The organism is Streptomyces racemochromogenes, assembly GCF_044129415.1.
Lineage (GTDB): Bacteria > Actinomycetota > Actinomycetes > Streptomycetales > Streptomycetaceae > Streptomyces > Streptomyces racemochromogenes_A.
On sequence record NZ_JBBDHD010000010.1, the window covers coordinates 40,930 to 67,888 of the forward strand.

General features: G+C 73.4%; 22 protein-coding genes and 1 riboswitch. Of the genes, 10 read left to right on the top strand and 12 right to left on the bottom strand.

From position 1 onward, the window contains the following. Positions 1–65: 65 nt before the first annotated feature. Positions 66–1,508, top strand: coding sequence for a GuaB1 family IMP dehydrogenase-related protein (locus WDV06_RS06110; RefSeq protein ID WP_395508604.1), 1,443 nt, complete (start codon positions 66–68; stop codon positions 1,506–1,508). On the opposite strand, the gene WDV06_RS06115 is transcribed toward WDV06_RS06110, so the two are convergent. The 6 genes from WDV06_RS06115 to WDV06_RS06140 all read right to left on the bottom strand — a co-directional run bounded on the left by WDV06_RS06115 (position 1,505) and on the right by WDV06_RS06140 (position 8,235). Next, complete coding sequence (locus tag WDV06_RS06115; RefSeq protein WP_395508605.1) at positions 1,505–2,788, bottom strand: sensor histidine kinase; 1,284 nt, start codon at positions 2,786–2,788, stop codon at positions 1,505–1,507. The genes WDV06_RS06110 and WDV06_RS06115 overlap by 4 nt on opposite strands. A gap of 79 nt (positions 2,789–2,867) precedes the next feature. Continuing rightward, positions 2,868–4,604: a sodium/solute symporter gene (locus WDV06_RS06120; protein ID WP_395508606.1), complete on the bottom strand. Its 1,737-nt coding sequence runs from the start codon at positions 4,602–4,604 to the stop codon at positions 2,868–2,870. Between the two features lie 130 nt (positions 4,605–4,734). Then, the gene (locus WDV06_RS06125; RefSeq protein ID WP_395508607.1) at positions 4,735–5,010 is read right to left on the bottom strand and encodes a hypothetical protein; all 276 of its coding nucleotides are present in this window, start codon (positions 5,008–5,010) and stop codon (positions 4,735–4,737) included. 233 nt (positions 5,011–5,243) lie between these two features. Beyond that, positions 5,244–6,068 (bottom strand): LytR/AlgR family response regulator transcription factor, encoded by an 825-nt coding sequence (locus WDV06_RS06130; RefSeq protein WP_395508608.1) that lies wholly within the window; start codon positions 6,066–6,068, stop codon positions 5,244–5,246. Positions 6,069–6,155: 87 nt separating this feature from the next. Continuing rightward, positions 6,156–7,091, bottom strand: a complete 936-nt coding sequence (locus tag WDV06_RS06135) for an SCO0930 family lipoprotein (RefSeq protein WP_395508609.1) — start codon at positions 7,089–7,091, stop codon at positions 6,156–6,158. A 130-nt stretch (positions 7,092–7,221) separates the two neighbouring features. Next, complete coding sequence (locus WDV06_RS06140) at positions 7,222–8,235, bottom strand: GDSL-type esterase/lipase family protein (protein WP_395508610.1); 1,014 nt, start codon at positions 8,233–8,235, stop codon at positions 7,222–7,224. Positions 8,236–8,545: 310 nt separating this feature from the next. Between WDV06_RS06140 and WDV06_RS06145 the strand changes: the two genes are divergently transcribed. Both WDV06_RS06145 and WDV06_RS06150 read left to right on the top strand, forming a co-directional pair. Beyond that, entirely contained in the window at positions 8,546–10,015 is a 1,470-nt protein-coding gene (locus WDV06_RS06145; protein WP_395508611.1) for an amino acid permease, read from the top strand. A 10-nt stretch (positions 10,016–10,025) separates the two neighbouring features. After that, entirely contained in the window at positions 10,026–10,481 is a 456-nt protein-coding gene (locus WDV06_RS06150; protein ID WP_007262967.1) for an Lrp/AsnC family transcriptional regulator, read from the top strand. A gap of 355 nt (positions 10,482–10,836) precedes the next feature. Here the strand turns inward: WDV06_RS06150 and WDV06_RS06155 are convergent, their stop codons facing one another. Beyond that, positions 10,837–11,556, bottom strand: a complete 720-nt coding sequence (locus tag WDV06_RS06155) for a GNAT family N-acetyltransferase (protein ID WP_395508612.1) — start codon at positions 11,554–11,556, stop codon at positions 10,837–10,839. 294 nt (positions 11,557–11,850) lie between these two features. Here WDV06_RS06155 and WDV06_RS06160 point away from each other — a divergent pair, with 294 nt between their 5' ends. Both WDV06_RS06160 and WDV06_RS06165 read left to right on the top strand, forming a co-directional pair. Beyond that, the gene (locus WDV06_RS06160) at positions 11,851–12,651 is read left to right on the top strand and encodes a carbon-nitrogen hydrolase family protein (RefSeq protein WP_395508613.1); all 801 of its coding nucleotides are present in this window, start codon (positions 11,851–11,853) and stop codon (positions 12,649–12,651) included. Between the two features lie 72 nt (positions 12,652–12,723). After that, the gene (locus WDV06_RS06165; RefSeq protein ID WP_395508614.1) at positions 12,724–14,424 is read left to right on the top strand and encodes a flavin monoamine oxidase family protein; all 1,701 of its coding nucleotides are present in this window, start codon (positions 12,724–12,726) and stop codon (positions 14,422–14,424) included. A 156-nt stretch (positions 14,425–14,580) separates the two neighbouring features. Here WDV06_RS06165 and WDV06_RS06170 read toward each other — a convergent pair whose 3' ends face one another. The 3 genes from WDV06_RS06170 to WDV06_RS06180 form a co-directional block, all read right to left on the bottom strand. Next, a complete protein-coding gene (locus tag WDV06_RS06170) occupies positions 14,581–15,258 on the bottom strand; it encodes a DUF5995 family protein (protein WP_395508615.1) in 678 nt (225 codons plus the stop codon). A gap of 76 nt (positions 15,259–15,334) precedes the next feature. Continuing rightward, positions 15,335–16,735 carry a uracil-xanthine permease family protein gene (locus WDV06_RS06175; RefSeq protein ID WP_395508656.1) on the bottom strand — a complete coding sequence of 467 codons (1,401 nt, stop codon included), beginning with the start codon at positions 16,733–16,735 and terminating at the stop codon, positions 15,335–15,337. A gap of 63 nt (positions 16,736–16,798) precedes the next feature. Further along, positions 16,799–18,028, bottom strand: a complete 1,230-nt coding sequence (locus WDV06_RS06180) for an MFS transporter (RefSeq protein ID WP_395508616.1) — start codon at positions 18,026–18,028, stop codon at positions 16,799–16,801. A 167-nt stretch (positions 18,029–18,195) separates the two neighbouring features. Between WDV06_RS06180 and WDV06_RS06185 the strand changes: the two genes are divergently transcribed. Then, positions 18,196–19,278 (top strand): ROK family transcriptional regulator, encoded by a 1,083-nt coding sequence (locus WDV06_RS06185; protein WP_395508657.1) that lies wholly within the window; start codon positions 18,196–18,198, stop codon positions 19,276–19,278. A 102-nt stretch (positions 19,279–19,380) separates the two neighbouring features. On the opposite strand, the gene WDV06_RS06190 is transcribed toward WDV06_RS06185, so the two are convergent. Continuing rightward, positions 19,381–20,121, bottom strand: a complete 741-nt coding sequence (locus WDV06_RS06190) for an SDR family oxidoreductase (RefSeq protein ID WP_395508617.1) — start codon at positions 20,119–20,121, stop codon at positions 19,381–19,383. A 157-nt stretch (positions 20,122–20,278) separates the two neighbouring features. Next, positions 20,279–22,636 carry a chitinase C-terminal domain-containing protein gene (locus WDV06_RS06195; RefSeq protein WP_395508618.1) on the bottom strand — a complete coding sequence of 786 codons (2,358 nt, stop codon included), beginning with the start codon at positions 22,634–22,636 and terminating at the stop codon, positions 20,279–20,281. 296 nt (positions 22,637–22,932) lie between these two features. Then, positions 22,933–23,062: riboswitch (FMN riboswitch) on the top strand. 152 nt (positions 23,063–23,214) lie between these two features. Between WDV06_RS06195 and ribD the strand changes: the two genes are divergently transcribed. Genes ribD through WDV06_RS06215 form a run of 4 tightly spaced genes read left to right on the top strand, consistent with a single transcriptional unit; the run spans position 23,215 to position 26,914 of the window. Beyond that, positions 23,215–24,345 carry a bifunctional diaminohydroxyphosphoribosylaminopyrimidine deaminase/5-amino-6-(5-phosphoribosylamino)uracil reductase RibD gene (gene ribD, locus WDV06_RS06200; RefSeq protein WP_395508619.1) on the top strand — a complete coding sequence of 377 codons (1,131 nt, stop codon included), beginning with the start codon at positions 23,215–23,217 and terminating at the stop codon, positions 24,343–24,345. Continuing rightward, positions 24,346–24,969 carry a riboflavin synthase gene (locus tag WDV06_RS06205; protein ID WP_395508620.1) on the top strand — a complete coding sequence of 208 codons (624 nt, stop codon included), beginning with the start codon at positions 24,346–24,348 and terminating at the stop codon, positions 24,967–24,969. Beyond that, on the top strand, positions 24,966–25,619 hold the full coding sequence (locus WDV06_RS06210; protein WP_395508621.1) for a nicotinamide mononucleotide transporter family protein: 654 nt from the start codon (positions 24,966–24,968) through the stop codon (positions 25,617–25,619). The genes WDV06_RS06205 and WDV06_RS06210 overlap by 4 nt, the downstream gene beginning before the upstream one ends. Continuing rightward, complete coding sequence (locus tag WDV06_RS06215; protein ID WP_395508622.1) at positions 25,616–26,914, top strand: bifunctional 3,4-dihydroxy-2-butanone-4-phosphate synthase/GTP cyclohydrolase II; 1,299 nt, start codon at positions 25,616–25,618, stop codon at positions 26,912–26,914. Before WDV06_RS06210 ends, WDV06_RS06215 begins: the two co-directional genes overlap by 4 nt. Positions 26,915–26,959: the final 45 nt, after the last annotated feature.

Consider the following 26,959-nt stretch of genomic DNA (forward strand, 5'->3'; position numbering starts at 1 on the left):
AAGTACGTGCGTTTCCTCGGCTGTCTTCTGTCGAGGTACCTCCGATCGACTGGGATGTTCAGCACGTGCGTTTCCTCAATGACCTGAAGCCGCCGTACGACCTGACGTACGACGATGTGTTCATGGTGCCGAGCCGCTCCGCGGTCGGCTCCCGCCAGGGCGTGGACCTCTCCTCGCCCGATGGCACCGGCACCACCATTCCGCTCGTGGTGGCCAACATGACCGCCATCGCGGGCCGGCGCATGGCCGAGACCGTCGCCCGCCGCGGTGGAATCGTCGTCATCCCGCAGGACATCCCGATCGAGGTCGTCACCGACGTCATCTCCTGGGTCAAGACCCGCCACCTCGTGCTCGACACCCCGATCACGCTGGCGCCCACCCAGACCGTCGCCGACGCGCTCTCGCTGCTGCCCAAGCGCGCCCACGGCGCCGGCGTCGTCGTCGACGCCGACCACCGCCCCGTCGGCGTGGTCACCGACCACGACCTCACCGGCGTGGACCGCTTCACCCAGCTCTCCGAGGTCATGTCGAAGGAGCTCCTGCTCATCGACGCCGACATCGACCCCCGCGAGGCCTTCAACCAGCTCGACGCCGGCCACCGCAAGCTGGCCCCGGCCGTCGACAAGGACGGCAGGCTGGTCGGCATCCTCACCCGCAAGGGCGCCCTGCGCGCCACCCTGTACACCCCGGCCACCGACGCCAACGGCAAGCTGCGCATCGCGGCAGCCGTCGGCATCAACGGCGACTTCGTCGGCAAGGCCAAGCAGCTCCTCGACGCCGGCGTGGACACCCTCGTCATCGACACGGCCCACGGCCACCAGGAGTCGATGATCAACGCGATCAAGGCCGTCCGCGCGCTGGACCCGCAGGTCCCGATCGTCGCGGGCAACATCGTCGCCGCCGAGGGCGTCAAGGACCTCATCGACGCCGGCGCCGACATCATCAAGGTCGGTGTGGGCCCCGGCGCCATGTGCACCACCCGCATGATGACCGGCGTGGGCCGCCCGCAGTTCTCCGCGGTGCTGGAGTGCGCCGCCGAGGCCAAGAAGTACGGCAAGCACGTCTGGGCAGACGGCGGCGTCCGCCACCCGCGCGACGTGGCGATGGCCCTCGCGGCCGGCGCCTCCAACGTCATGATCGGCTCCTGGTTCGCCGGTACGTACGAGTCCCCGGGCGACCTCCAGCAGTCGGCCGAGGGCCGCCTGTACAAGGAGTCCTTCGGCATGGCCTCCGCCCGCGCCGTGCGCAACCGCACCTCGGAGGAGTCCGCCTACGACCGCGCCCGCAAGGCGCTGTTCGAGGAGGGCATCTCCACCTCCCGCATGTTCCTCGACCCGCAGCGCCCGGGCGTCGAGGACCTGATCGACTCGATCATCGCCGGTGTCCGCTCCTCCTGCACCTACGCGGGCGCGGGCTCCCTGGCCGAGTTCGAGGAGAAGGCCGTCGTCGGCATCCAGTCCGCCGCCGGCTACGCCGAGGGCAAGCCGCTGCACGCCAGCTGGAGCTAATCCTCCTCCCGGAGGCGATCCCGGGCTCCCGACGACGCCCCGCCCCCCGCCGGACCGGCCGGGGGGCGGGGCGTCGTCGTGTGCACGCCCGCCCGGTACTTGGGGATCCGGACCGTGATCTTCATGCCGGCACCCACACCGGTCTCGATGACCAGCCCGTGGTCGTCCCCGTACACCTGCCGCATCCGCTCGTCCACGTTCGGCAGCCCGATGCCCGACGACGAACCCGCCCGCTCCCCGGCCAGGATCCGGCGCAGCCGGGCCGGATCCATGCCCACCCCGTTGTCCTCGATGGTCAGCACCGCCTCCGCACCCGCGTCCCGGGCCGCGATGGTGATCAGGCACTCCCCGGTGGAGTCCTCCACCCCGTGCTTGACGGCGTTCTCCACCAGCGGCTGCAGGCACAGGAACGGCAGCGCCACCGGCAGCACCTCCGGCGCCACCTGGAGGGTCACCTTCAGCCGGTCCCCGAACCGGGCCCCGGCCAGCGCCAGATAGCGTTCGATCGAGCGCAGCTCCTCGGCCAGGGTGGTGAACTCCCCGTGCCGGCGGAAGGAGTAGCGGGTGAAGTCCGCGAACTCCAGCAGCAGCTCCCGCGCCCGCTCCGGATCGGTCCGCACGAACGAGGCGATCGCCGCGAGGGAGTTGTAGATGAAGTGCGGGGAGATCTGCGCCCGCAGCGCCTTGATCTCCGCCTCCATCAGCCGGGTCCGCGCCCGGTCCAGCTCCGACAGCTCCAGCTGCACGGACACCCAGCGGGCCACCTCCGTCGCCGCCCGCACCAGCACCGCCGACTCCCGCGACCCGTACGCGACCAGCGCCCCGAGCACCCCGTCCTCACCCGTCAGCGGGGCGAACACCGCCCACTTCAGCGGGCAGCCCGGCCGCTGGCACTCCGTGCGCACGCTCTGGCTGCGCCCCGACTCCAGCATCACCGCCACCCGGGCCATCGCCCTCCGCTGGTGGTGGTCGGCGCCCGGACCGTCCCAGGCGAGCACCGCCTCCCGGTCGGTGAGGCACAACGCCTCCGTGCCCAGCAGCGAACGCAGCCGCCGGGCGGCCTTGCGGGCGGCGTCCTCCGTCAGCCCCGCGCGCAGCGGCGGAGCGGCCAGCGAGGCGGTGTACAGGGTGTGGAACGTCGCCCGCTCCACCGGGGTCCCCAGGTCCGGCCCCGCCGCCCGCTCCCCGCGCCCGGCCTGCCACCGGCCGCCCGCCCAGCCGAGCCCCACCAGCAGCACCGCCCCGGCCGCGGCGAGCACCGCCGCCACGACCGCGCTCACCGTCCGCCCCGGACCGCGGCGAGGACCGCGTGCGCGGCCGGGCCACCGGACGGCCGGCCGCCCGGCCGGCCCCGGACGGTCACCGGGCACCTCCGCCGGAGGCGCGGGTCAGGGCCACGTCCTCCGGCAGGTGGAGCCGGGCCAGCGCCGCCGCCGCTCCGGCCGGGACCCGGGACCGGGTGGCCAGGGACACCGAGACCATCGTCAGGAACCCCAGCGGCACGGACCACACCGCGGGCCAGGCCAGCAGCGCGTGCGCCCAGCCCCGCGGAACCAGCCCGCTGCGGGTGGCCACCACCGCTCCCAGGGCCGCCCCGCCCCCGGTGATCAGCCCCGCCACCGCCCCGGGCGGGGTCAGGCCGCGCCACCAGATGCCGAGCACCAGCAGCGGGCAGAAGGAGGACGCCGACACCGCGAAGGCCAGCCCGACCGCGTCCGCGACCGGCACCTGGGTGGTGACGAACCCGCCCGCCAGCGGTACCGCCATCGCCACCGCCACCGCGAGCCGGAAGCTGCCCACCCCGCGCCGCGGCAGCACGTCCTGGTGCAGCACCCCGGCCACCGCCATCGTCAGCCCCGAGGCCGTCGACAGGAACGCGGCGAACGCGCCCCCGGCCAGCAGCGCCCCCAGCAGGTCCCCGAGCAGCCCGCCCACCATCCGTTCCGGCAGGACCAGCACCGCCGCGTCCGCGTCCCCGGTCAGGGCCAGCTCGGGCGCGTAGATCCGGCCCAGGGCCCCGTACACCTGCGGCAGCAGGTAGAAGACCCCGAGCAGGCCGAGCACGACCAGGGTGGTGCGGCGGGCGGCCGGGCCGTCGGGGCTGGTGTAGAAGCGGACGGCGACGTGCGGCAGGCCCATGGTGCCGAGGAAGGTGGCCAGGATCAGCCCGTACGTGGCGTACAGCCGGTGCTCCGGCTCGTTGCCGGACAGCGGCTGCGTCCAGCCGGGCGTGTCCCGGGCGGTCGCGGCCCGCGGTTCCGGGACGGTCGAGCCGGCGGTGAACTCCAGCCGGGCGCCGCCCCGGACGGAGTGCCGGCCGGGCTCCAGCGTCAGCGGGGCATCCCGGTAGGCGCGTCCGTCGACCCGGCCCGTCACCTTCAGGGCCAGCGGCTCGCGCACCGACAGCCGTACGTCCCTGCCGAGGGTGACGGCGGTGTGCTCGCGGAAGACGGCCGGGGCGTCGAAGGAGGCGCGCGGCGCGCCGTCGCCCGCCCAGGCGGCGAGCAGGAAGAAGGCCGGCACCAGCAGGGCGGTCAGCTTGAGCCAGTACTGGAAGGCCTGCACGAAGGTGATGCTGCGCATGCCGCCCGCCGCCACCGCCGCCGTGACCACGCAGGCGACGACCAGTCCGCCCGCCCAGTGCGGGGCCCCGGTCAGCACCTCCAGCGTCAGCCCGGCCCCCTGCAACTGCGGCAGCAGGTAGAGCCAGCCCACGCCGAGCACGAACAGCACCGCGATGCGCCGCACCGCCTGCGACCGGAGCCGGCCCTCGGCGAAGTCGGGCAGCGTGTACGCGCCCGAGCGGCGCAGCGGAGCCGCGACGAACACCAGCAGGACGAGGTACCCGGCGGTGTACCCGACCGGGTACCAGAGCATCTCCGGCCCCTGGAGCAGCACCAGCCCGGCGACGCCGAGGAAGGAGGCGGCGGAGAGGTACTCCCCGCCGATGGCGGCCGCGTTCAGCCGGGGGCCCACCGTGCGCGAGGCGACGTAGAAGTCCGAGGTGGTCCGCGATATCCGCAGCCCGAGCGAACCGACCAGCACCGTGACCAGGACGACGACGGTGACCGCGGTCAGCGCGTACGTCTGGTTCACGGGGGTCCTTCGGCGGGCGGGGGAGGGGACTTGGGAGTCTACGCAGCGGATCCCCCCCCGGAACAGGCGCGTTCCGGCCCCTGACCCGGCCGGTCTCCACGCGGAGCCGCCCGCGCCGGCGGGTGTCGTCTCAGAACGCCGGGTCGCGGTGTTCCGCGCAGGCGCGGAGGGCGATCTCCAGTTCCACGTACGATTCCTCCGCCCGCCGGAAGGCCAGCGTCACGGCCGCCTCCGCGCTGGGCGGGAGCTGCTCGCGGGTGCCCTCGCGGGCCTCGAACAGGACGTCCGCCCAGCGGGCGGCCGCGCTGCGCAGGCGGGCCAGCAGGGCCTCGGCCTCCGCCGGGCCGGCGGCCCGGGTGCGGGGCAGTCCGCTCAGCGCGTCCAGCAGCGCCTCGATCTCGGACATTTCGCTCCTCCCGGGGCCGGAAGATCCACGATACGGCGGCCCGGGCGGCGGTGGACCCGAACACCGGGACGCTGCGGCCGACGGGCCCGGTGGATCGCCGTACGCCCCTCCCCGAGCGACGAACGGCGCCTTGGTACGCCGGACGGTCGACCGGGCGCGGGGGCGTGAGCCGGTGGCGCGGGCGGGCGCACGGCGGCGGACGCGCCAGGGGCGGACGCGCCCGGGCGGTCCGGTCAGCCCGTGGCCTGGCGCATCAGGAGGTCGCGGAGCTGGCGGGCGTGACGGCGGCTCACCTGGAGTTCGGCCGCCCCGACCCGGACGCTGGTGGTGCCCGCGTCCACGCGGAGCTCGTCTATCCGGGCCAGCGCCACCAGATGGCGCCGGTGGATGCGGACGAACCCGCGGGGCGCCCAGCGTTCCTCCAGCGTCGACAGGGGGACGCGGACGAGATGGCTGCCCCCGTCGGTGTGCAGCCGGGCGTAGTCGCCCTGGGCCTCGACGTACGCGATGTCCGCGATGGCCACGAACCGGGTGACCCCGCCCAGTTCGACGGCGATCTGCTCGGGCCCCCGCTCGGCGGCGCCCTCCTCGGGGGCGGGCCCCCGCCGCACCGGGACGGTCCGCGGCGGCTCGGCGCCCGTCGCCGGGGGCGCCGTCTCCCGCCGGTCGCCGAGCAGGGCCCGGGCCCGTCGTACGGCCTCGGCCAGGCGCTCCGGACGGACGGGCTTGAGGACGTAGTCCACCGCCTTGAGGTCGAAGGCCTGGACGGCGAAGCCCTCGTGGGCGGTGACGAACACGATCAGCGGCGGCCGGGCGAACCCGGCCAGCAGCCGGGCGATGTCCAGTCCGGTCAGCCCGGCCATCTGGATGTCCAGGAAGACCACGTCGATGGCATCGGGCCCGTCGGGGCCGCTCTCCACCGCCCGGGTGATCCGGCGCAGTGCCTCGGTGGCGTCCGAGGCGCCCTCCGCGCTGAGCACCCGGTCGTCGGAACGCAGCAGGTAGAGGAGTTCCTCCAGCAGGGGCAACTCGTCGTCGACGGCCAGTACGCGCAGCATGGCCCGAGTCTAGGCACGGCCCCCGCCCGGGGGGAGGAGGGCGGGGGCCGTGCGGCCGGTGTGTGGGGGGCCGCGAGGAGCCCGGGGCTACTGGGCGCCGATGAGCTTGCCGTCGGGGGCGACGGCGTACCAGGTGCCGCCCACGCCCTGTCCGTTGGTGTCGCCGGGCTTCTTGTCGCCGGTGAAGGTGTAGACGGGCCAGCAGTTGACGGTCTGCTGCTTCCCGCCGTCGGGGCGGTCGAGGACCAGGTAGTTCTTCTCGGTGATCCCGTTGCCCCGCTCCGACGGCGGGACGGCCGGCCACTTGGCCAGGCAGTCGCCGGTGCACTTGGAGACCATCGGCCAGGCGGTGTCGGGCTTGAACCGGTAGACGGTCATGCCCTTGCCGTCGACGACGTGCGCGCCGAGCTTCGGGTCCTCGGCCACCGTCAGCGCGCCGGCCGCCTGTCCGGGGGCGCCGCCGGGAGCGGGGGCCGCGGCCTTGGCGGCCTTCTTGCCGTCGGGGGCGAGGGCGAACCAGGTGCCGCCGACGCCCTGGCCGTTCAGGTCGCCCGCCTTGGTGTCCTTGGCGTAGCGGTACGCGGGCCAGCCGGCCACCGTCAGCTGCTTGGTGCCGTCCTTGCGGACCACCTCGCCGAGCAGGGCCGGGTCCATGCCCGCGGCGGCGGTCGCGTCGCCGGCCGGGACCACCGGCCAGGCCTTGGCGCAGTCGCCGTCGCAGTTCGACGCCGGCGGCTTGGCGGTGTCCTTGTCGAAGCGGTACAGGGTGAGCCCGGCGCTGTCGGTCAGTACCGGCCCGAGCTTGTCGGTGGTGGCCACGGCGAGCGCGCCGCCCGGCTTGGTGCCGGCGTCCCCGGCGGGCTTGCCGCCCGCGTAGGGGTCGGCGGCGGGAGCGGCGGCCGCGGCCCCGGCCGGCTTGGCCGCGTCGGCCTTGTCGGCCTTGTCGTCCCCGTTGCAGGCGGTCGCCGCCAGCACGACGGCGACCGCGACCGCGGCCAGGGTGGTTCCGCGCTTGATGCTCATGGTGTTCTCTCCCGTGTGTGTTCCCGCCGGGTCCGGTCCGGTCCCGCGTGTCGCCGGATCCCGTCGACTCGTGCGGAACACGCCCCCGCGGGAGCGTCCTGTTCACCGGGAGCGGTATGGCCTGTCTCACTCACCCGGCGTCGAACCCGGCCCGCCGCAGGGCCGTGGCCACAGCGAGGCCCAGCACGCGGTGTCCGGCGTCGTTGGGGTGCAGCCCGTCCGCGAGGTGCTCGGGGCCCAGCAGGTCCCGCCCCGGCAGCAGGGCGAGCCGCTGGTCCCCGGCGGCGATCCGGTCCCGGGCGGCCCGCTCCATCGCGTCGCGCAGGGCGCCCAGGGTGGCGCCGAGCCGGTTCGGGGCGCGTTCGGCGTCGGGCCGCAGCACGGGGGAGACCAGCAGGAGCGGGGTCCGGGGGTGGCCCTGGCGGACCAGGTCGAGGAAGACGCGGGTGGTCTCGTACAGCAGGGCGGCCGTGTAGGGGACGCGGGTCCAGCAGTTGGTGCCGAAGGCGAGGGTCAGGGCGTCCGCGGGGAGGGCCGCGAGCTGCTCGGCGGTGGCCAGCTCCCCGCGCGCGGCGCCCGCGTACCCGAGGTTCACGGTGTCCCAGCCGAGCGCCCGCCCGGCGACGGCGGGCCAGCCGTGGGCGGGACGGGTGGACAACCAGCCCTCGGTGATCGAGTCGCCGTGCACCACCCACCGCGGGGCGGCCGGCGCCGGGGCGAGGGTCCCGCCGAGCCCCCGCACCCCCAGGATCCGCGGGGACTGCGCCTCGGGCGGGTAGACGGTGAAGGGCCCCGGCCCGCCGGGCAGGGGGACGCGTACGACGGCCTCGGCGGCGGGGTCGGTGAAGACCTCGCGGACCATCCCGTGGCGGTCCCAGAGCGAGAAGCCGTGGGCGAGGTCGCGCAGGGCGTCCGTGGGGCCGGGGACGGCGGCCCGGTAGTGGATCTCCACCGCGTGCGCCCCGTGGGCCAGGAACTCCAGGCGGACCCCGATCGGCAGGGTGGCCCGTTCGCCGGTGTCCCAGGGCAGCCGCTCGGTGTCGGCCGGGTCGGCCCGTACCGGCCGGTCCCGGTCCAGCCAGGCGATCCCGCGCAGGAAGGGGCCCGGACCGAGCCAGGCCGTGGCCGTGCTGTCGGCATCCATGGCGGCACGCTGCGGGAATTCTGACGGGCTGTCAAGGATGGCCGGAGGAGATGACCGCGCACTGATCGATCATCCGCGTGCAACAAAGGGCCATCCAGGACAGATCCGCGCAACGATCGTGCGGCAATGTGCAAGGATGGTGCATTACGGGCGGTATCACTCAGCTCGTAGGCTCACCCCCTGTACGTGGAGTGGCGCGAACCGCCTGCTCGGCGGTCCCCCCATGCCCAGACCCCCGTCTGTGTCCTGCCCGGACCGCTGCGGTCGACGCCCGACCCGTCCCCATCCGCAGTGTCAAAGGAGTCCCCTCGTGCTCGATCAGGGCCAGGCACCCCCGCTCTCCCCGGAGACGCGCAAGCCCGTGAACCCGCTGCTGCGCCGCAAGCCGGTCGAGCGGCTCGTCGCCGAGGGCGGCCAGGGCGACGGCGGCACGCTGCGCCGCTCGCTCACCATGTGGCAGCTGACCATGATCAGCATCGGTGCCACCCTGGGCACCGGCATCTTCGTCGTCCTCGGCACCGCCGCCCCCAAGGCCGGCCCCGCCGTGACGATCTCCTTCGTGATCGCGGGCCTCACCGCCCTGTTCTCGGCCCTCTCCTACGCCGAGCTGGCCGGTTCCGTCCCGGTTTCCGGCTCGTCGTACTCCTACGCGTACGCCACCATGGGCGAGCTCATAGCCTGGATCTGCGGCTGGTGCCTGGTCCTGGAGTACGCCGTCTCCGTCGCGGCCGTCGCCGTCGGCTGGGGCCAGTACCTCAACGAGCTCCTCGACGGGACCATCGGGGTCACCATCCCCGGCTCCGTCTCCGCCCCGCTGGGCGACGGCGGGTTCATCAACCTGCCCGCGCTGGTCGTCGTCCTGCTCTCCATGGTCTTCCTGATGCGCGGCGCCAAGGAGAGCGCCACGGTCAACTCGATCATGGTCGCAGTGAAGATCGTCACGCTGCTGCTCTTCATCGGCATCGGCGTCATGGGCATCAAGTCCGGCAACTACACGCCGCTCGCCCCGCTCGGCGTCACCGGCATCAGCGCCGCCGCCTCCACCCTCTTCTTCTCCTACATCGGCTTCGACGCCGCCTCCACCGCCGGTGAGGAAGCCAAGAACCCGAAGAAGGACCTGCCGCGCGCGATCATGCTCTCGCTGGGCATCGTCACCGTCCTCTACGTCCTCGTCGCCTTCGTCGCCGTCGGCGCCATGCCGTGGCAGGACTTCGAGGGCACCGAGGCCGCGCTCGCCCAGATCATGACCGACGTCACCGGCACCAGCGTCTGGGGCGTCGTCCTCGCCGCCGGCGCCGTGATCGCGATCTTCTCCGTGGTCTTCGCCGTCCTCTACGGCCAGACCCGCATCCTCTTCGCGATGTCCCGCGACGGCCTCGTCCCCAAGGTCTTCGCCAAGGTCGACGAGAAGACCGGCGCCCCCCGCGCCAACGTCGTCATCGTCTCCCTCTTCTGCGGCGTCCTCGCGGCCTTCATCCCGCTGGGCAAGCTCGCCGACGCCACCAGCATCGGCACCCTCTTCGCCTTCGGCCTGGTCAACGTCGCCGTGATCATCCTGCGCTACGGCAAGCCGGACATGCCCCGCACCTTCAAGGTGGCCCTCTTCCCGGTCACGCCGATCCTGGGCTTCCTCGCCTGCGGCTACATGATGTTCAGCCTCGACCTGCCGACCTGGATCGTCTTCGGTGGCTGGATGGCCGTCGGCCTCGTGGTCTACTTCACCTACGGCATCCGCCGCTCCCGACTGGCCACGGAAGAAGTGGCCACAGCAGAAATGTGATCCATCCGCAGTGCGACTGAACGATCTCGACGAACGCATCGTGCACGCCCTCGCCGAGGACGCCCGACGCTCCTACGCCGACATCGGCTCCGAAGTCGGCCTCTCCGCCCCCGCCGTCAAGCGCCGCGTGGACCGGCTGCGCGCCGAAGGCGCCATCACCGGGTTCACCGTCCGCGTGGACCCGGCGGCCATGGGCTGGGAGACCGAGGGCTTCATCGAGATCTACTGCCGCCACAACACCTCGCCGGACGACATCCGGCGGGGGCTGGAGCGGTACCCCGAGGTGGTGTCCGCGTCGACCGTCACCGGCGACGCGGACGCCCTCGTCCAGGTCTTCGCCTCCGACATGCGCCACTTCGAGCGGGTCCTGGAGCGCATCGCGGGCGAGCCCTTCGTCGAACGGACGAAGTCCGTCCTCGTCCTGTCGCCGCTGCTGCGCCGCTTCACCTCGGGAGCACCCGCGTAACCCTCCGGCGCTCCGCCGCCCCGGTCTCCCAGGAGCCCGACCCGCCCCCCCCGGACCATCCGGCGGGGGCGTCGTCGTACCCGACGGGGCGAACCCCGTGCTCAGCGCCCCGCCTCCAGGCCCTCGCCCCCCACTGACCGGGCCGTGCGCCGCCGGAGAGGGCGAAGCTCGACGCGTACCCGGCGTCCGCCTCCCCGTACGAGCGGTTCGCCCGCGTCCCGGCCGAGGCGAACCCGGCACGGAGCCGGGCGGAGGGCCGGGCAGCCGCTGATCCGCGTGTTCATCGCTTCGGCCGCCCGGCCCCCGTCCGCACCGACGCTACGGCAGGCCCGGGCGGCACTCAATGAACCCCGTGTTAAACCCCGTCACGGCCGCCCGGCGGGGCCGCGGGGGTGCGCAGCCCGATGAAGACCGGCTCCCGGCGCAGCGTGAAGCCCATCGACTCGTACAGCCGGATCGCGTTCGTGTTGTCGGCTGCCGCGTGCAGGAACGGGACGTCGCCGCGCGCGCGGATCCCGGCCGCCACCGCCCGGACCAGCACCGCGGCCAGCCCCTGGCCGCGGTGGTCCGGGTGGGTGCACACCGCGCTGATCTCCGTCCAGCCCGGCGGCCGCATCCGCTCCCCGGCCATGGCCACCAGCCGGCCCTCCCGGCGGATCCCCAGGTAGGTGCCCAGCTCGACGGTGCGCGGCAGGAAGGGGCCCGGCTCGGTCAGCTCCACCAGCGCCGTCATCTCCGCCACGTCGTCCGGCCCCAGCCGGACGGCCTCCGCCGAGGCCTCGCCCCGTACCGCCCGCCCGTCCAGTTGCACGCCCGGGATGCACCGTACGGTCTCCCAGCCGGCCGGCGGGGTCGGCAGACCGGTCAGCCACACCTCCCGGCCCGGCCCCACCAGCGCTGCCAGGTCCGCCCAGGCGGCCGGGTCCGCCGGGTCGGAGACGGCCGCGAACGGGTTGGCCGCCGGCAGGTAGCGTGCGGCGCCGCTCCCGGAGTACTCGGCGAAGGCGCGGTGCGGGCCGGTCAGCGCGGCCCACACGGGGTTGTCCAGCGCGGCGGCGGGCTTCTCGTCGGACATGCGGTGCGGGGTCCTTCCTCGGCGAGGGCCGCCTCGACCCCCGCGCGGCGGGCGCGGGACGGCGGCCACGGCGGCAGGGTAAGCCCCCGCAGCCCCCGGGAGCAGCGCATTTACGGCCCCGGCCCGCCACCCCCGCTTCCCCGCCCACCAGGGGCCCGCGCAACGAATCGCCGGGCACCCGGCAGAACGCGCAACGAATCGATGAGGCCAGCGCAACGCTGACGGCTTGTCCCGGTCGAACGCCCGAACGTACCGTTTTACGACCCCCACCCCACCTGTCACAGAGGTTCGCCCATGCCCCCGCTGCGCACCGCACTCCTCCAGAGCTCCGGACGGCTCGGCGACACCGCCGAGAACCTGAAGCGGCTCGACGAGGCCGCGGCGCGCGCCGCACAGGGCGGGGCCGGGCTCCTCGTGACGTCGGAGATGTACCTGACCGGGTACGCGCTGGAGGTCGGGGACATCGCGGGTCTGGCCGAGCCGGCCGACGGCGAGTCCGCCCACACCATCGGGGGCATCGCCCGCCGCCACGGGATCGCCGTGCTCTACGGCTACCCCGAGCGCGACGGCGACACCGTCTACAACTCGGCTCAGCTCGTCGGCCCCGACGGGGCCCGCCTGGCGAACTACCGCAAGACCCACCTGTTCGGCTGCTTCGAGCAGGAGGCCTTCACCCCCGGCGACACCCCCGTCGTCCAGGCCGACCTGAACGGCCTCCGCGTCGGCATCATGATCTGCTACGACGTGGAGTTCCCCGAGAACGTCCGGGCGCACGCGCTGGCCGGGACCGACCTCCTCCTGGTCCCGACCGCGCAGATGCACCCGTTCCAGTTCGTCGCCGAACAGCTGGTCCCGGTACGGGCCTTCGAGAACCAGATGTACATCGCGTACGTCAACCGGACCGGCCCCGAGGGCGAGTTCGAGTTCGTCGGCCTCAGCTGCCTCGCCGGCCCGGACGGGGCCACCCGCACCCGCGCCGGCCGCGGCGAGGAGATGGTGTTGGGCGAGGTCGACGCGGAGCTCCTGGGAGCCTCCCGCGAGACCAACCCGTACCTGCGCGACCGTCGCCCCGGGCTCTACGCCTCCCTCGTCTGAGGCCCGCCCGCACCCCTTTCACCACCCCGCCCGCCCAGCCCTGCCTGCCCTGCCGCAAGGAGACGTACCCCCATGACGTCCACGGTGCCCACCACCGCCGTCCCGCACGGTGACGGACAGCTCCCGCCGATCACCATGTTCGGCCCGGACTTCCCGTACGCGTACGACGACTTCCTCGCCCACCCGGCGGGCCTGGGCCAGATACCGGCGACCGAGCACGGCACCGAGGTCGCCGTCATCGGCGGCGGCCTGTCCGGCATCATCTCCGCCTACGAGCTGATGAAGATGGGCCTCAAGCCCGTCGTCTACGAGGCCGACCAGATCGGCGGCCGCCTGCGCACCGTCGGCTTCGAGGGCGCCGAGACCGAGGGCCTCACCGCCGAGATGGGCGCCATGCGCTTCCCGCCCTCCTCCACGGCCCTGCAGCACTACATCGACCTCGTCGGCCTGGTCACGGAGCCCTTCCCGAACCCGCTCGCCGAGTCCACCCCCTCGACGGTCGTCGACCTCAAGGGCGAGACCCACTACGCCGAGACGATCGCGGACCTCCCGCAGATCTACCGCGACGTGTCCGCCGCGTGGAACGCCTGCCTCGACGAGGGCGCGGACTTCTCGGACATGAACACCGCCATGCGCGAGCGGGACGTCCCGCGCATCCGCGAGATCTGGGCCAAGCTCGTGGAGAAGCTCGACGACGAGACCTTCTACGGTTTCCTCTGCAAGTCGGAGGCGTTCAAGTCCTTCCGCAAGCGCGAGATCTTCGGCCAGGTCGGCTTCGGCACCGGTGGCTGGGACACCGACTTCCCGAACTCCATCCTGGAGATCCTGCGCGTCGTCTACACCGAGGCGGACGACCACCACCGCGGCATCGTCGGCGGCTCGCAGCAGCTGCCGCTGCGCCTGTGGGAGCGCGAGCCCGAGAAGATCGTCCACTGGGCCCAGGGCACCTCGCTGTCCTCCCTGCACGAGGGCGCCCCGCGCCCGGCGGTGACCCGCCTGCACCGCACCGCGGGTAACCGCATCACGGTCACGGACGCTTCGGGCGACATCCGCACCTACCGCGCCGCGATCTTCACGGCCCAGTCCTGGATGCTGCTGTCGAAGATCGAGTGCGACGACACGCTGTTCCCGATCGACCACTGGACGGCGATCGAGCGCACGCACTACATGGAGTCGTCCAAGCTGTTCGTCCCCGTCGACAGGCCGTTCTGGCTGGACAAGGACGAGGAGACGGGCCGCGACGTCATGTCGATGACCCTCACGGACCGTATGACCCGTGGTACGTACCTCCTGGACAACGGCCCGGACAAGCCCGCCGTCATCTGCCTCTCGTACACCTGGTGCGACGACAGCCTCAAGTGGCTGCCGCTGTCCGCGAACGAGCGGATGGAGGTCATGCTGAAGTCCCTCGGCGAGATCTACCCCAAGGTCGACATCCGCCGCCACATCATCGGCAACCCGGTCACCGTCTCCTGGGAGGACGAGCCCTACTTCATGGGCGCGTTCAAGGCCAACCTCCCGGGCCACTACCGCTACCAGCGCCGCCTGTTCACCCACTTCATGCAGGACCGCCTGCCGGAGGACAAGCGCGGCATCTTCCTCGCCGGCGACGACATCTCCTGGACGGCCGGCTGGGCCGAGGGCGCGGTCCAGACCGCCCTGAACGCGGTCTGGGGCGTCATGCACCACCTCGGCGGCTCCACGGACGCCACCAACCCGGGCCCGGGCGACGTCTACGACGAGATCGCCCCGGTCGAACTCCCGGAGGACTGACCCCTTCCTGACGCGCCGCTCGCGCGGCTCGGCCCTGGCGGGCCTCCCCGGCTTCGCGCCGCTGCGCCGGACTCCGTCCGGCGTGTGCGGGGCGGAGCCGGTCCCGTGTGCGCCGGGACCGGTGCGGCCCGCGTGCCGCGCAGCGGACCGGCTGCGTCACCAGGCGGCCAGGCACCCCCGCCCGGAGGGCCTGCGCTCCGTCGGGGTCAGCAGGCAGCGGCCCACCAGACCCACGCCCGCGTCCAGGGATTCCTCGAACTCCTCCGCCAGGTCGGGGGAGCGGCGCAGGGTCCACAGGAGGCGGGCGGCCGCCCAGGCGCCGGCGCGGGCGCGTTCCAGGCTCCAGGAGCCCAGGAGGTGGGTCAGCGGGTCGGCGACCTCCAGGAGGTCCGGGCCCGGCATCAGGTCCTCGCGGATGCGCTCCTCCAGGGAGACCAGGGTGTCGCCGACCCGGTGGAAGTCGGCCTCCAGGGCCGTCGGCGTACAGTCCAGGACCCGGCAGGTGGACACCACCGCCAGGGCCAGGTCGTGTCCGATGTGGGCGTTGATCCCGGCCAGGGCGTGCTGGAGCGGGCGTACCCCCGGGTGGCGGCGGTACTGCAGGAGCGGGCGCCAGCAGGCCGGCGCCCGCTCCGACTCCACCGCCGTGAGGTACCGCTCCGCGAACCGTACGCTCAGCGTCTCGGCCCGCTCGGGGTCGGGGAAGCCCCCGTGCCCGATCCGCTCGTGCAGGGCCTGCGTCACGGTCAGGTAGACCCGGTTGAAGACGGCCACGCCGTCCTGCGCCGGCAGCCGCTCGTCGAGGACGCGCATCCGCGCGAGTACCGCTTCCATGGAGGACAGCGTCACAGCCGCGGCGCCCGGCGCGGGGAACTTGGCCGCACGCTTCGCCGGTTCGGGCGAAGCGCCGTCAACCCCGCTTGTCCAGGCGCTCCTCGGCCCCCTCGTCGTAGGCAGAGGTGCCCGAGTCCAGCAGCGGCTCCTGGCGCTTGAGGTGCTCCGGCGCGAAGTAGCGCAGCGCGTGGTAGCCGGTGATCACGACGATCGTGCCGAGCGCGATGCCACCCAGCTCGAAGCTGTCGCCGAAGCGCAGCTCGACCCCGCCGACGCCGATGATGATGCCGGCCGCGGCCGGGACCAGGTTCAGCGGATTGCGCAGGTCCACCCGCCCGTTCAGCCAGATCTGCGCGCCCAGCAGGCCGATCATCCCGTACAGGATCACGGTGATGCCGCCCAGCACCCCGCCGGGGATCGCGGCCACGACCGCGCCGAACTTCGGGCACAGTCCGAAGAGCAGTGCGAAGCCGGCCGCCGCCCAGTAGGCCGCCGTGGAGTAGACCCGGGTGGCGGCCATGACCCCGATGTTCTCGGAGTACGTGGTGTTGGGCGGCCCGCCCACCGCGGTGGACAGCATGGAGGCCGCGCCGTCGGCGGCGATGGCGGTGCCGAGCTTGTCGTCGAGGGCGTCGCCCGTCATCTCGCCGACCGCCTTGATGTGCCCGGCGTTCTCGGCGATCAGCGCGATCACCACGGGCAGGGCGATCAGGATCGCCGACCACTGGAAGGAGGGTCCGTGGAGCGCGGGCAGTCCGAACCAGTCGGCCTTGCCGACACCGGAGAGGTCCAGCCGCCAGTGGTCCACGGCCTCGGTCCCGCCCGCCGGGGAGTGGATCTTGCCGAAGACCAGGTCGAAGACCCACGAGATCCCGTACCCGAAGACCAGGCCCAGGAAGATCGCGATCCGCGACCAGAACCCGCGCAGGCACACCACCGCCAGCCCGGTGAACAGCATGGTCAGCAGGGCCGTCCACTGGTCCTGCGGCCAGTACGTGGCCGCCGTCACCGGCGCCAGGTTGAACCCGATCAGCATCACGACCGCGCCCGTGACCACCGGCGGCATCGCCGCGTGGATGATCCGCGCCCCGAACCGCTGCACCGCCAGGCCCGCCAGCACCAGCGCCGCGCCGACGACGAACACCGCGCCCGTGACCACCGCGCTGTCCCCGCCGCCGGCCCGGATCGCCGCCGCCACGCCCACGAACGAGAGCGAACAGCCCAGGTACGAGGGGACCCGGCCGCGCGTCGCGAGCAGGAAGACGGCCGTGGCGATGCCGGACATCATGATGGCCAGGTTGGGATCCAGGCCCATCAGCACCGGCGAAACGAAACTCGCGCCGAACATCGCGACCACGTGCTGGGCGCCGAGCCCGGCGGTACGCGGCCACGACAGCCGCTCGTCCGGCCGCACCACCGCGCCGGGGGCGGGGGTCCGCCCGTCTCCGTGCAGGGTCCAGCGCAGGCCGAAACCCATGTTCCACCACTTCCGTTCCGCCGAGAGGTCAAAGATCATGACCGCAGGGCGGCCAGCCATATTTTACGGTCGGATAGCAGCGGGTTCCTCCCGATTGGCGGCCTCTGCTCCGCCGACCGGCGCGGCCCCCGGCCGCAGCACCGCCGCCCCCGCGACCAGCGCGCACGCCAGCAGCGTGACCAGGCCGAACGACACCACGAGCGAGGTCGCGTCCGCCACCGCGCCGATCGCCGACGGGGCGATCAGACCCGAGGTGTACGTGATCGTCGCCACCCCGGCGATGGCCTGCGCCGGGGCCGGCCCGCTGCGCGCCGCCGCCGCGAAGGCCAGCGGAACCACCACCGCGACGCCCAGCCCGATCATCCCGAACCCGGCCATCACCGCCGCCGGCTGGCGCACCGTCACCACCACCAGCCCGCCCGCGGTGGCCAGTACGCCGCCCGCCCGGACCGTGCGCACCGCCCCGTAGCGGTCCACGACCCGGTCCCCGGCCAGCCGGGCCGCGGCCATGGTCAGCGCGAACGCGGTGGTGGAGGCGGCGGCCGCACCGGCCCCGGTGCCCAGGACGTCCCGCAGGAACACCGCCGACCAGTCCAGGCTCGCGCCCTCCGCGAACACCGCGCAGAACCCGACGGCCCCGATCAGCACGGCCGCCTTCGGGGGCCGGGCGAAGCGCGGCGGAGCCGCCTCGCCGGGTTCGCTGCGCAGGTCCAGCACCCCGCGTACGGCGACCAGCCCGGCCGCGGTCAGGGCCAGGGCGGCGACGAGGTGGTGCAGCCGGGCGTCCGTCCCGGTGTGGGCGGCGACCGTCCCGGCGGCCGAGCCGAGCAGGGCGCCCACGCTCCACATCCCGTGCAGCGAGGACATGATCGAGCGGCCGAGCCGGTTCTCGGTCTCCACCCCGAGCGCGTTCATGGCCACGTCCGACATGCCGGCGGCGGCCCCGTAGGCGAAGAGGGCGCAGCAGAGGGTCACCGGGTTCGGGGCCAGGCCCGGCAGGACGAGGGACAGGGTCCACAGCGACAGCAGCCCGCGCAGTGCGGCGCGGGCACCGAAGCGGTGGTTGACCCGTCCGGCCAGCGGCATGGCGACGGCCGCGCCGAGGGCGGGGAAGGCGAGCGCGAGGCCGAGGGTGCCCGCGTCGATCCGGGCGTGCTCCTGGATCCAGGGGATGCGGGTGGCGAAGGAGCCGGTCACGGCGCCGTGGACGCAGAAGACGGCGGCTGTCGCGAAGCGGGCGCGGCGCAGCCGCGCGGGGCCGGTGCCGGGTTCCCCGGCCTTCACGGTCGTCATGGAAGGAAACTATCAGGGAGCCTGCCTGATAATTAAGGGCTTTTCCCTAGGATGGGTCCGTGACCCCTGTGAAGGCGCCCTCTCCCGCCGCTTCAGCCCCGTCGGCCGCCCCGGCGCCGTCCGCCGCCCCGGCCCCGTCGCCGGCCTCGCCGAGCACGGCCCGGGCCATGAACGACCGGCTCGCGCTCGAACTCCTCCAGGCCGAAGGGGCGCTGACGGCGACCCAGCTCAAGCGGCTGACCGGGCTCTCCCGCCCCTCCGTCGCCGACCTGCTGGAACGGCTCGGCGCGGCCGGGCTGGTCGAGGTCGTGGGGGAGTCCGGCGAGCAGCGGCGCGGCCCCAACGCCCGGCTCTACGGGATCGTCGCGCGTCGGGCCCACCTGGCCGCGCTGGACGTCCGCACCGACAGTGCGACGGCTGTGGTCACCGATCTGCTCGGCCACCCGCTGGCCCGGGCGGAGCTGCCGGTCGATGCCGTGGACGAGGCCGTGGACCGGCTGGAGGCCCTGGCCCGGCAGGCCGGTGCGGAGGCGCTGCACACGGTGGTCGTCGGTGCGCCGGGACTGGTCGCCCCCGCCTCCGGGGAGCTGCGGGACGGCTCGGGCCTGCCCGCCTGGCACCGGGACCTGGTGGCGGCCCTCCAGCGGCGGCTGCCCGCCACGGTGCTGGTGGAGAACGAGACCAACCTGGCGGCCCTGGCCGAACAGCGGGTCGGCGCCGCGCGGGACGTGGACTCCTTCGTCCTGCTGTGGCTCGGCGCCGGGGTCGGGGCGGCGGTGGTGCTCGACGGACGGCTGAGACGGGGTGCCTCGGGCGGTGCGGGGGAGATCGGCTTCCTGCCGGTGCCGGGTACGGCCGGACTTCCCTCGGCCACCGACTGCGGCGGGGGCTTCCACGCCCTGGCCGGGCGGGGCGCGGTGGCCGCGCTGGCCGTGGAGCACGGCTTCGGCGGACCAGTGGAAGAGGCGCTCGCCGGGGCCGGCGGGGAGGCCTTCCTGGAGGCCGTCGCCGAGCGGCTCGCCCTCGGGGCGGCGGCCGTCGCCGCCGTGCTGGACCCCGGCTGCGTGGTCCTCGGCGGGGGCCTGGGGCGGGCGGGCGGCGCTCCCCTGGCGGCCCGGGTGGCCCGCCGGCTGGCCGCGTTGAGTCCGGTCCCGACCGAGGTCCGCGCCACCGCGCTGGGTGACCCGGCGGTCCTGGAGGGCGCCCGCCTCGCGGCCCGCGAAGCCGCCCAGGCCTCCCTCTTCGGCTGACCGTCCCGGACCCCGCGCCGCAAGCGGGTCCGGGGCGTGCCCCGGTGACGGAGGAAGGGCGGGGCGGGGGCTCCGCGCGGCGGCCGCCCGCCCGCCGGACGGCTACCGCGCCGCGAGGAACTCACCGAAGGTGATGCGGCCGACCGCCCGGTCGGGCGTCAGGATCCCGCCCCGCCGGAACCCCGCGTACGCCGCCCCCGCCATCGGCACCCCCACCACCCGCCGCCGGCTGCCCGCCGCCGCGAGGAACTCCCGTCCCCACTCCTCCAGGGTGCGGACCTCCGGTCCGCCCATGTCGGGCACCCGCCCCGCCGGCTCCGGCACCGCCAGCTCCGCGAGCCGGTCCGCGACCTCCTCGACGGCGATCGGCTGCACCCGTACGCCCTTGGGCAGCGGCACCACCGGCAGCGGGAGCCGCGCCGCCGCGCCCGCCACCCGGGCCACCAGGGAGTGGAACTGGGTGGTCCGCAGGATCGTGACCCCCAGCCCGGACCCCTCCAGCATCCGCTCCACCGCCAGCTTGGTCCGGTAGTAGCGGAACGGGACCGCGTCCACCCCGACGATCGAGATGTAGACGAGGTTGGTGACGGTCCCGGCGCGCCGGGCCGCGTCGATCAGGTGCCCGGCGGCCACGTCGTCGCCCCCGCGCGGGGAGCTGGCGCAGTGGACGACCACCCGCACGCCCGCCATCGCCGCGTCCAGCCCGCGTCCGTCGCGCAGGTCGACGGGGTGGGCGGCGGAGGACCGGCTCAGCGCCCGCACCTGGTGGCCGTGGTCGCGCAGCATGGTGACGACCGGGGAGCCGAGGTGTCCGGTGCCGCCGGTCACGAGGATCGTGCTCATCGTCGGGGTGTCCTTCCGTGGGGGAGTGGAGTGCCTTCCCCCAGAGGACAGACGAGGGTGCCAGAACGTGACATCCGTGCGCGGACGTCCCCCGACGTGCGAGGACCCGGTGGCCGCCGGGCCACCGGGTCCTCACGTCCACGTCACCCGGGAGGGGTCAGCAGGCGCCCAGGTCCTTCCAGACGCCCCACTGGCCGGTGGTGCCGGGCTCCTCGTTCTGGGTCCACCACTGGGCCTTCCAGTTGTGGCCCTTGTGCGAGACGACGTTCCCGCTGTTGTAGACCGTGCCCGCCACGTACGCCGGGTTGGTGCAGGTCCCGCCCGGGGGCGTGGTCGGGGGCGTGGTCGGCGGGGTGGTGGGAGGCGTGGTCGGCGGGGTGGTCGGGGGCTGGCTGCCGCCCGGCTCCGTCACCGTGGTGCCGCGTGCCAGGTCACCGGCGAGGGCGTATGTCGTGCCGGCGACGTTCACGGTCCAGTTGGAGGGCGTGGACACCGGCAGGTAGTAGTTGAAGGCCAGGTCGACCGTGGCGCCGGGGGCCAGCGACTGCCAGGCCGGGAGCTTCAGCGAGACCCGCTGGAAGTCCCCCTTCAGACCGCCGACGTTGCTGCCGGTGTGCCCGCTGCTGATCACCTTCGTGCCGAAGCCGGACTGGTCGGAGGCGTTGTCCGGGGCCGAGGTTCCGTAGTCGAACTGGAACTCGGTGCCGCCGGGCAGCGTGGTCTTCGTGTTGTTGGTGATCTTCAGCTTCGGGGTGATCGGGTAGTTCGAGTCGCCCAGCTTGAAGTCGGTGAACTCCGTCCTGATGTCCACCGCCTGCGCGGGCAGCGGGCTCCCGGCCTTCTTCGCGCCGTACGGGGAGGCCGCCTTGAACTTGTCGTACATCAGGGAGGTGAGGGTGTCGCCCATCTCGTACTGGCCCTTGGCCGCGTTGTAGGCGTAGTCGCCCGCCAGCTCCCAGACCATCGTGCCGCCGATGCCCTTGTTCACGACGTAGTCGGCCTTGGCGGCGACGGACTGCTCGTCCTCCGTCGACAGGAAGACCTTCTTCTGCGCGTTCCACAGCCACGGCGCCACCAGCGTGGAGTCGTACTTGCGGGCGTAGGTGCCGGTCAGCGTGGTGTTCGCGGGGAAGCCGTACCTGGTGACGTAGTCGCCGACGACCCCCTTCTCCAGGTTCTTCGCGTGCCACATCGGGTTCGAGCCGGCAGGGGACTCGACGCCGTTGGCGTCCAGGTCGTGCCAGAGGTTGTCGATGCCGACCGCACCGTCTCCGCACTTGGTCAGACCGGAGCCCGCCGGGCAGGCGGTGGCCGCCGCCTTCCCCCACAGGCCGTCGGTGCCGCCCTGCACGTTCTTGAAGCCGCGGGTGTAGTACGGCAGGCCGATGTTGATCCGGCCCGACGGCATGGAGCCGCGGAAGTAGTGGTAGGCCCAGTCGGTGTTCAGGTAGCCGACGCCGCCGTACTGGGAGGTGGAGTAGACGCCCGCGGCCGCCAGTTCGGCGTCCTTGCCGTCGTCGAAGAGGGAGGCGTTGGGGCCGACGTACTCGTTCCAGGCGCCGTGCAGGTCGTAGGACATGATGTTGACGTAGTCCAGGTACTTCTGCATCTGGAACGTCTCCATGCCCCGCAGCAGGTAGCCGGAGGAGGGGGCGGCGACGGACAGCAGGTAGTGCCTGCCGTCGGCCGCGCCCGCGCGGTCGAGCTTCTCGCGCAGCGACTTCATCAGGGCCGCGTAGCCCTGGACCAGCCCGGCACGCCGGGCGTTGGACAGCTGCCAGTCCAGCGGGTTGCCCGCGTCCTTCATCGTCGTCGGGTACTCGTAGTCGATGTCGACGCCGTTGAAGCCGTACTTGCGGACGAACTCCACCGAGGAGTCCGCGAAGGTGTCGATGCCCGCCTGGTTGACGGAGCCGTCGGCGTTGGTGGCCATCGAGTAGAAGCCGCCCGAGGCCACGCGGTTGCCGTCGTCGCCGAAGTAGCCGCCGGTCTCGGCCCAGCCGCCCACCGAGATGAGCGTCTTCACGTTCGGATACTGCTTCTTGAACTTGTTCAGCAGGTTGAAGTGGCCCTTGTAGGGGAGGGCCGGGTCCATCTCGGCGCCCGCCACGCCCGGCCAGGTCATCCCGGTGGCGGCGTTGTTCGGGCCGTCCGAGCCCACCGAGATCCTGTTGTCGGAGCCGACGTGGGCGAAGGCGTAGTTCAGGTGGGTGACCTTGGACCACGGGACGTTGTTGGCGAGGTAGGCGGGGGTGCCGTCCTTGCCCGTGCGCCAGCCGGTGAAGTAGCCGATGACGCGGCGCTGGTGGTCCGCGCCCATCTTCTCGCGGCCCTCCGAGTCGTAGACGGAGCAGTAGGGGACGTCCACTCCGGGTGTCTTGTACAGCCCGTCGGGGCGACAGCCCTCGTTGTCGGCGGCGTGCGAGACGCCCGCGGAGACTCCGCCGACCAGCAGTCCGGCGATGGCGGCGCCGGATGCCAGGAGCATCGCTCTCGTACGTGTGGGGGACGGCATGGTGCCTCCTGGGGAGGGGAGGATGGCAGGGCCAAGTGCGGCAACAGGCAGAGGTGTGGCGCTGGTTGGCCCGTGACGTGCGCACGTCGGCAGGCCGGCTCCCGGGAAGATGAAGGGAACGTTAAGAGGACTAGACCAACCCGTCAATAGGTCTGGACCAACCTCGGATCCGGTGCGCCCGTCGCACCGCCGGCGCAAGAGGAGCGCTCAAGGACGGCTCCCTTGTGAGCCAGGCCACAGCGGTTCACCCGCATGGCCGCCGATCCCCCGTGGCACACTGGCCCTAGTACCAGTAGCAGCGCACTCCGGGGTCGGTGTAATTCCGAACCGGCGGTATAGTCCGCGACCCGTCCGCAGCCAGCGGCCGGTTGACCAGGTGAAATTCCTGGACCGACGGTTAAAGTCCGGATGGGAGGCAGTGCGCGGCGGGCAGTCACCGGTACGCCGCCGTCGGCGGTCCACCGCCGTATCCCAGGGATACGTGTCGGACGGACCGTGTTTTCCGACCCCTCGGCGTCCCCGCGTGCGCTTTCCCGCTTCATCTGTCGTATCCCGACAGGCCCCGGAGTCCGTGCCCGATGAGGCAGGAGGACCCGGTGGCGACACACGCCGCGCAGGCAGCACCCGACCCGAGCGTCACCGCGATGCGCCGGGCCATCGAGCTGGCCTCCCGCGGACTCGGCTCCACCAGCCCCAACCCCGTCGTCGGCTGCGTCATCACCGACCCCTCGGGTGCCGTCGTCGGCGAAGGCTGGCACCAGCGGGCCGGCGGCCCGCACGCCGAGGTCCACGCCCTGCGCGCGGCGGGAGACGCCGCCCGCGGCGCCACCGCCTACGTCACCCTCGAACCCTGCAACCACACCGGCCGCACGGGCCCCTGCGCGCAGGCGCTCATCGACGCCGGGATCGCCCGGGTCGTCTACGCCGTCTCCGACCCGAACCCGCAGGCCAGTGGCGGCGGAGCCACCCTGCGCGCCGCCGGGGTCCCCGCGGAGGCGGGCCTCCTCGCCGACGAGGCCGAGCAGGGCAACGCCGCCTGGCTCACCTCCGTCCGTCTGGGCCGCCCCCACGTCACCTGGAAGTACGCCGCCACCCTCGACGGCCGCAGCGCCGCCGAGGACGGCAGCAGCCGCTGGATCACCTCCGCCGAGTCCCGTGCCGACGTCCACCGGCTGCGCGCCGAGGCCGACGCCGTCCTCGTCGGCGGCGGCACCCTGCGCGCCGACGACCCCCACCTGGCCGTACGGGGGATCGACGGGGCCGTCCAGCCGCTGCGCGTCGCCCTCGACACCCGGGCCGGCCTGCTCCCCTCGGCCCGCGTCCTCGACGACGCGGCCCCCACTCTGATCGTCACCGGCGAGGACGCCGACACCCGCCACCTGCCCGGCGCCGACATCCTGCGGCTGCCCCTGCACGACGGCCGGGTCCCCGTCCACCGCCTGCTCACCGAGCTGTACGCCCGCGGGGTGCGCTCCGTCCTCCTCGAAGGCGGACCCACCCTCGCCGGAGCCTTCCTGGAGGCCGGCGCCGTCGACCGCGTCGTCGGCTACATCGCCCCGGCCCTGCTCGGAGCCGGCCCCGCCGCCCTCGGCGGCGCCGGCATCACGAACATCGCCCACGCCGTACGCCTCGACATCACCGAGGTCGTCCGCAGCGGCACCGATCTGCGCATCACCGCCGTTCCCGCCAACGCCCCCAAGGAGCACTGAGTGTTCACCGGAATCGTCGAAGAACTGGGCGAGGTCACCGCCGTCGAGCAGCTCGCCGAGGCCTCCCGCTTCCGCCTGCGCGGCCCGGTCGTGACCGAGGGCGCCAAGCACGGCGACTCGATCGCCGTCAACGGCGTCTGCCTGACCGTCGTGGAGACCGCCGACGGCGAGTTCACCGCCGACGTCATGCAGGAGACCCTCGACCGCTCCAGCCTCGGCGCCCTGGGCGCGGGCTCCCGGGTCAACCTGGAGCGCCCCATGGCCCTCGGCGGCCGCCTCGGCGGACACCTGGTCCAGGGCCATGTCGACGGCACCGGCACGATCCTCTCCCGCACCCCCTCCGAGCACTGGGAGCTCGTCAAGATCGCGCTCCCGGCCCAGCTCGCCCGCTACGTCGTGGAGAAGGGCTCCATCACCGTCGACGGCGTCAGCCTCACCGTCGTCGAGGCCGCGGCCGACCACTTCACCATCAGCCTCATCCCCACCACCCTGGCGCTGACCACCCTGGGCATCAAGCAGCCCGGCGACCCGGTCAACCTGGAGGTCGACGTCCTCGCCAAGTACGTCGAGCGCCTGCTCGCCGCCGGGGTGAACCCGCTGCACGCCGGGGAGGGGCAGAAGTGAGCGCCCTGACCTGGCTCAACTCCGAGGCCTTCACCGCCTTCGGCCAGAAGATCATCTGGTCCGACGCCATCGGCAACACCATGGGCCTGATCGCCCTCGCCCTCGGCTGGAAGCGCTCCATCTGGACCTGGCCCACCCAGTTCCTCTCCGGCGCCATCCTCTTCGTCGCCTTCGCCGCCGGCCACCTCTCCGGCAACGCCGGCAAGCAGGTCGTCGTCATGCTGGTCGCCCTGTGGGGCTGGGCCCAGTGGACCCGGGGCAAGCGGCAGGCCCAGGACGCCTCCCTCGCCGTCCGCTTCGCCGGCTGGCGCGAGCGCGGCCTGCTGCTCGGCGCCGCAGTGGCGGGCACCCTCGCCGTCACCGGGCTGTTCACCCTCTACCCGTGGATGTCCTGGAACCCGCTGCCGGACGCCTATATCTTCGTCGGCACCATCGTCGCCATGTACGCCCAGGCCAAGGGCCTCGTCGAGTTCTGGTTCGCCTGGCTGCTCGTCGACGCGGTCGGCGTCCCCCTCGCCTTCACCAGCGGATACGCCTTCTCCGCGTTCGTCTACGTGATCTACGGAGCCCTCGTGCTCTGGGGCGCCTACGACTGGTACCAGCGCTCCCGCACCAACCCCGCCCCGGCCCTCGAAGGAGCAACGGCATGACCCCCGTCCTCAAGCCCGTGCCCGACCCGGCCGACTCCGAGGAGTCCTTCCGCCTCGACCCCGTCGAGCAGGCCATCCGCGACATCGCCGCCGGCCGCCCCGTGGTCGTCGTCGACGACGAGGACCGCGAGAACGAGGGCGACCTCGTGATCGCCGCCGAGAAGGCGACCCCCGAGATCATCGCGTTCATGATGAGCGAGTGCCGGGGCCTGATCTGCGCGCCCATGGAGGGTCCCGAGCTGGACCGCCTGGAACTCCCGCAGATGGTCCGGAACAACACCGAGTCGATGAAGACCGCCTTCACCGTCTCCGTCGACGCGAGCGCCGCCCACGGCGTCACCACCGGCATCTCCGCCGCCGACCGCGCCACCACCCTGCGCCTGCTCGCGAACGGCACCTCCGAGCCCGGCGACTTCGTCCGCCCCGGCCACGTCTTCCCGCTGCGCGCCAAGCCCGGCGGCGTCCTGGTCCGCAACGGCCACACCGAGGCCGCCGTCGACCTCGCCCGCCTCGCGGGCCTGCGCCCGGCCGGCGCCATCGTGGAGATCGCCGGCGAGGACGGGGTCATGCTGCGGCTGCCGGAGCTGATCCCCTTCGCCCGCAAGCACGGCCTGACGATCATCTCCATCGAGGACCTGATCGCCTACCGCCGCTCCGCCGAGCCCACCGTCCGCCGCGAGGCCGAGGTCAGCCTGCCGACCGCCGCCGGCGAGTTCACCGCGTACGGCTACCGCTCCACCGTCGACGGCGTCGAGCACGTCGCCCTCGTCCACGGCGACATCGGCGACGGCCGCGACGTCCTGGCCCGGATGCACTCCGAGTGCCTGACCGGCGACATCTTCCAGTCCCAGCGCTGCGACTGCGGCCCCCAGCTCCAGGCCGCCATGGCCCGGGTCCAGGCCGAGGGCCGCGGGGTCATCGTCTACCTGCGCGGGCACGAGGGCCGCGGCATCGGACTGCTGTCCAAGATGCGCGCCTACGAGCTCCAGGAACGCGGCCGCGACACCCTGGACGCCAACCTGGAACTCGGCCTGCCCGCCGACGCCCGCGACTACGGCGCCGGCGCCCAGATCCTCGCCGACCTGGGGGTGCGCACCGTCCGGCTGATGACCAACAACCCCGACAAGGCCGCCGCCCTGGAGGACCACGGCATCTCCGTCGCCGGCCGCGAGCCCATGCCCGTCCAGGCGGGCGAGCACAACCTGCGGTACCTGCGCACCAAGCGGGACCGCATGGGCCACGACCTGCCCTGGCTGGAGGGGGCCGTGCCCACCTCCGCCTGCGGCAACCAGTGACCCCGCACCACACGCATCACCCACCACCCACCACACCCGTCAACC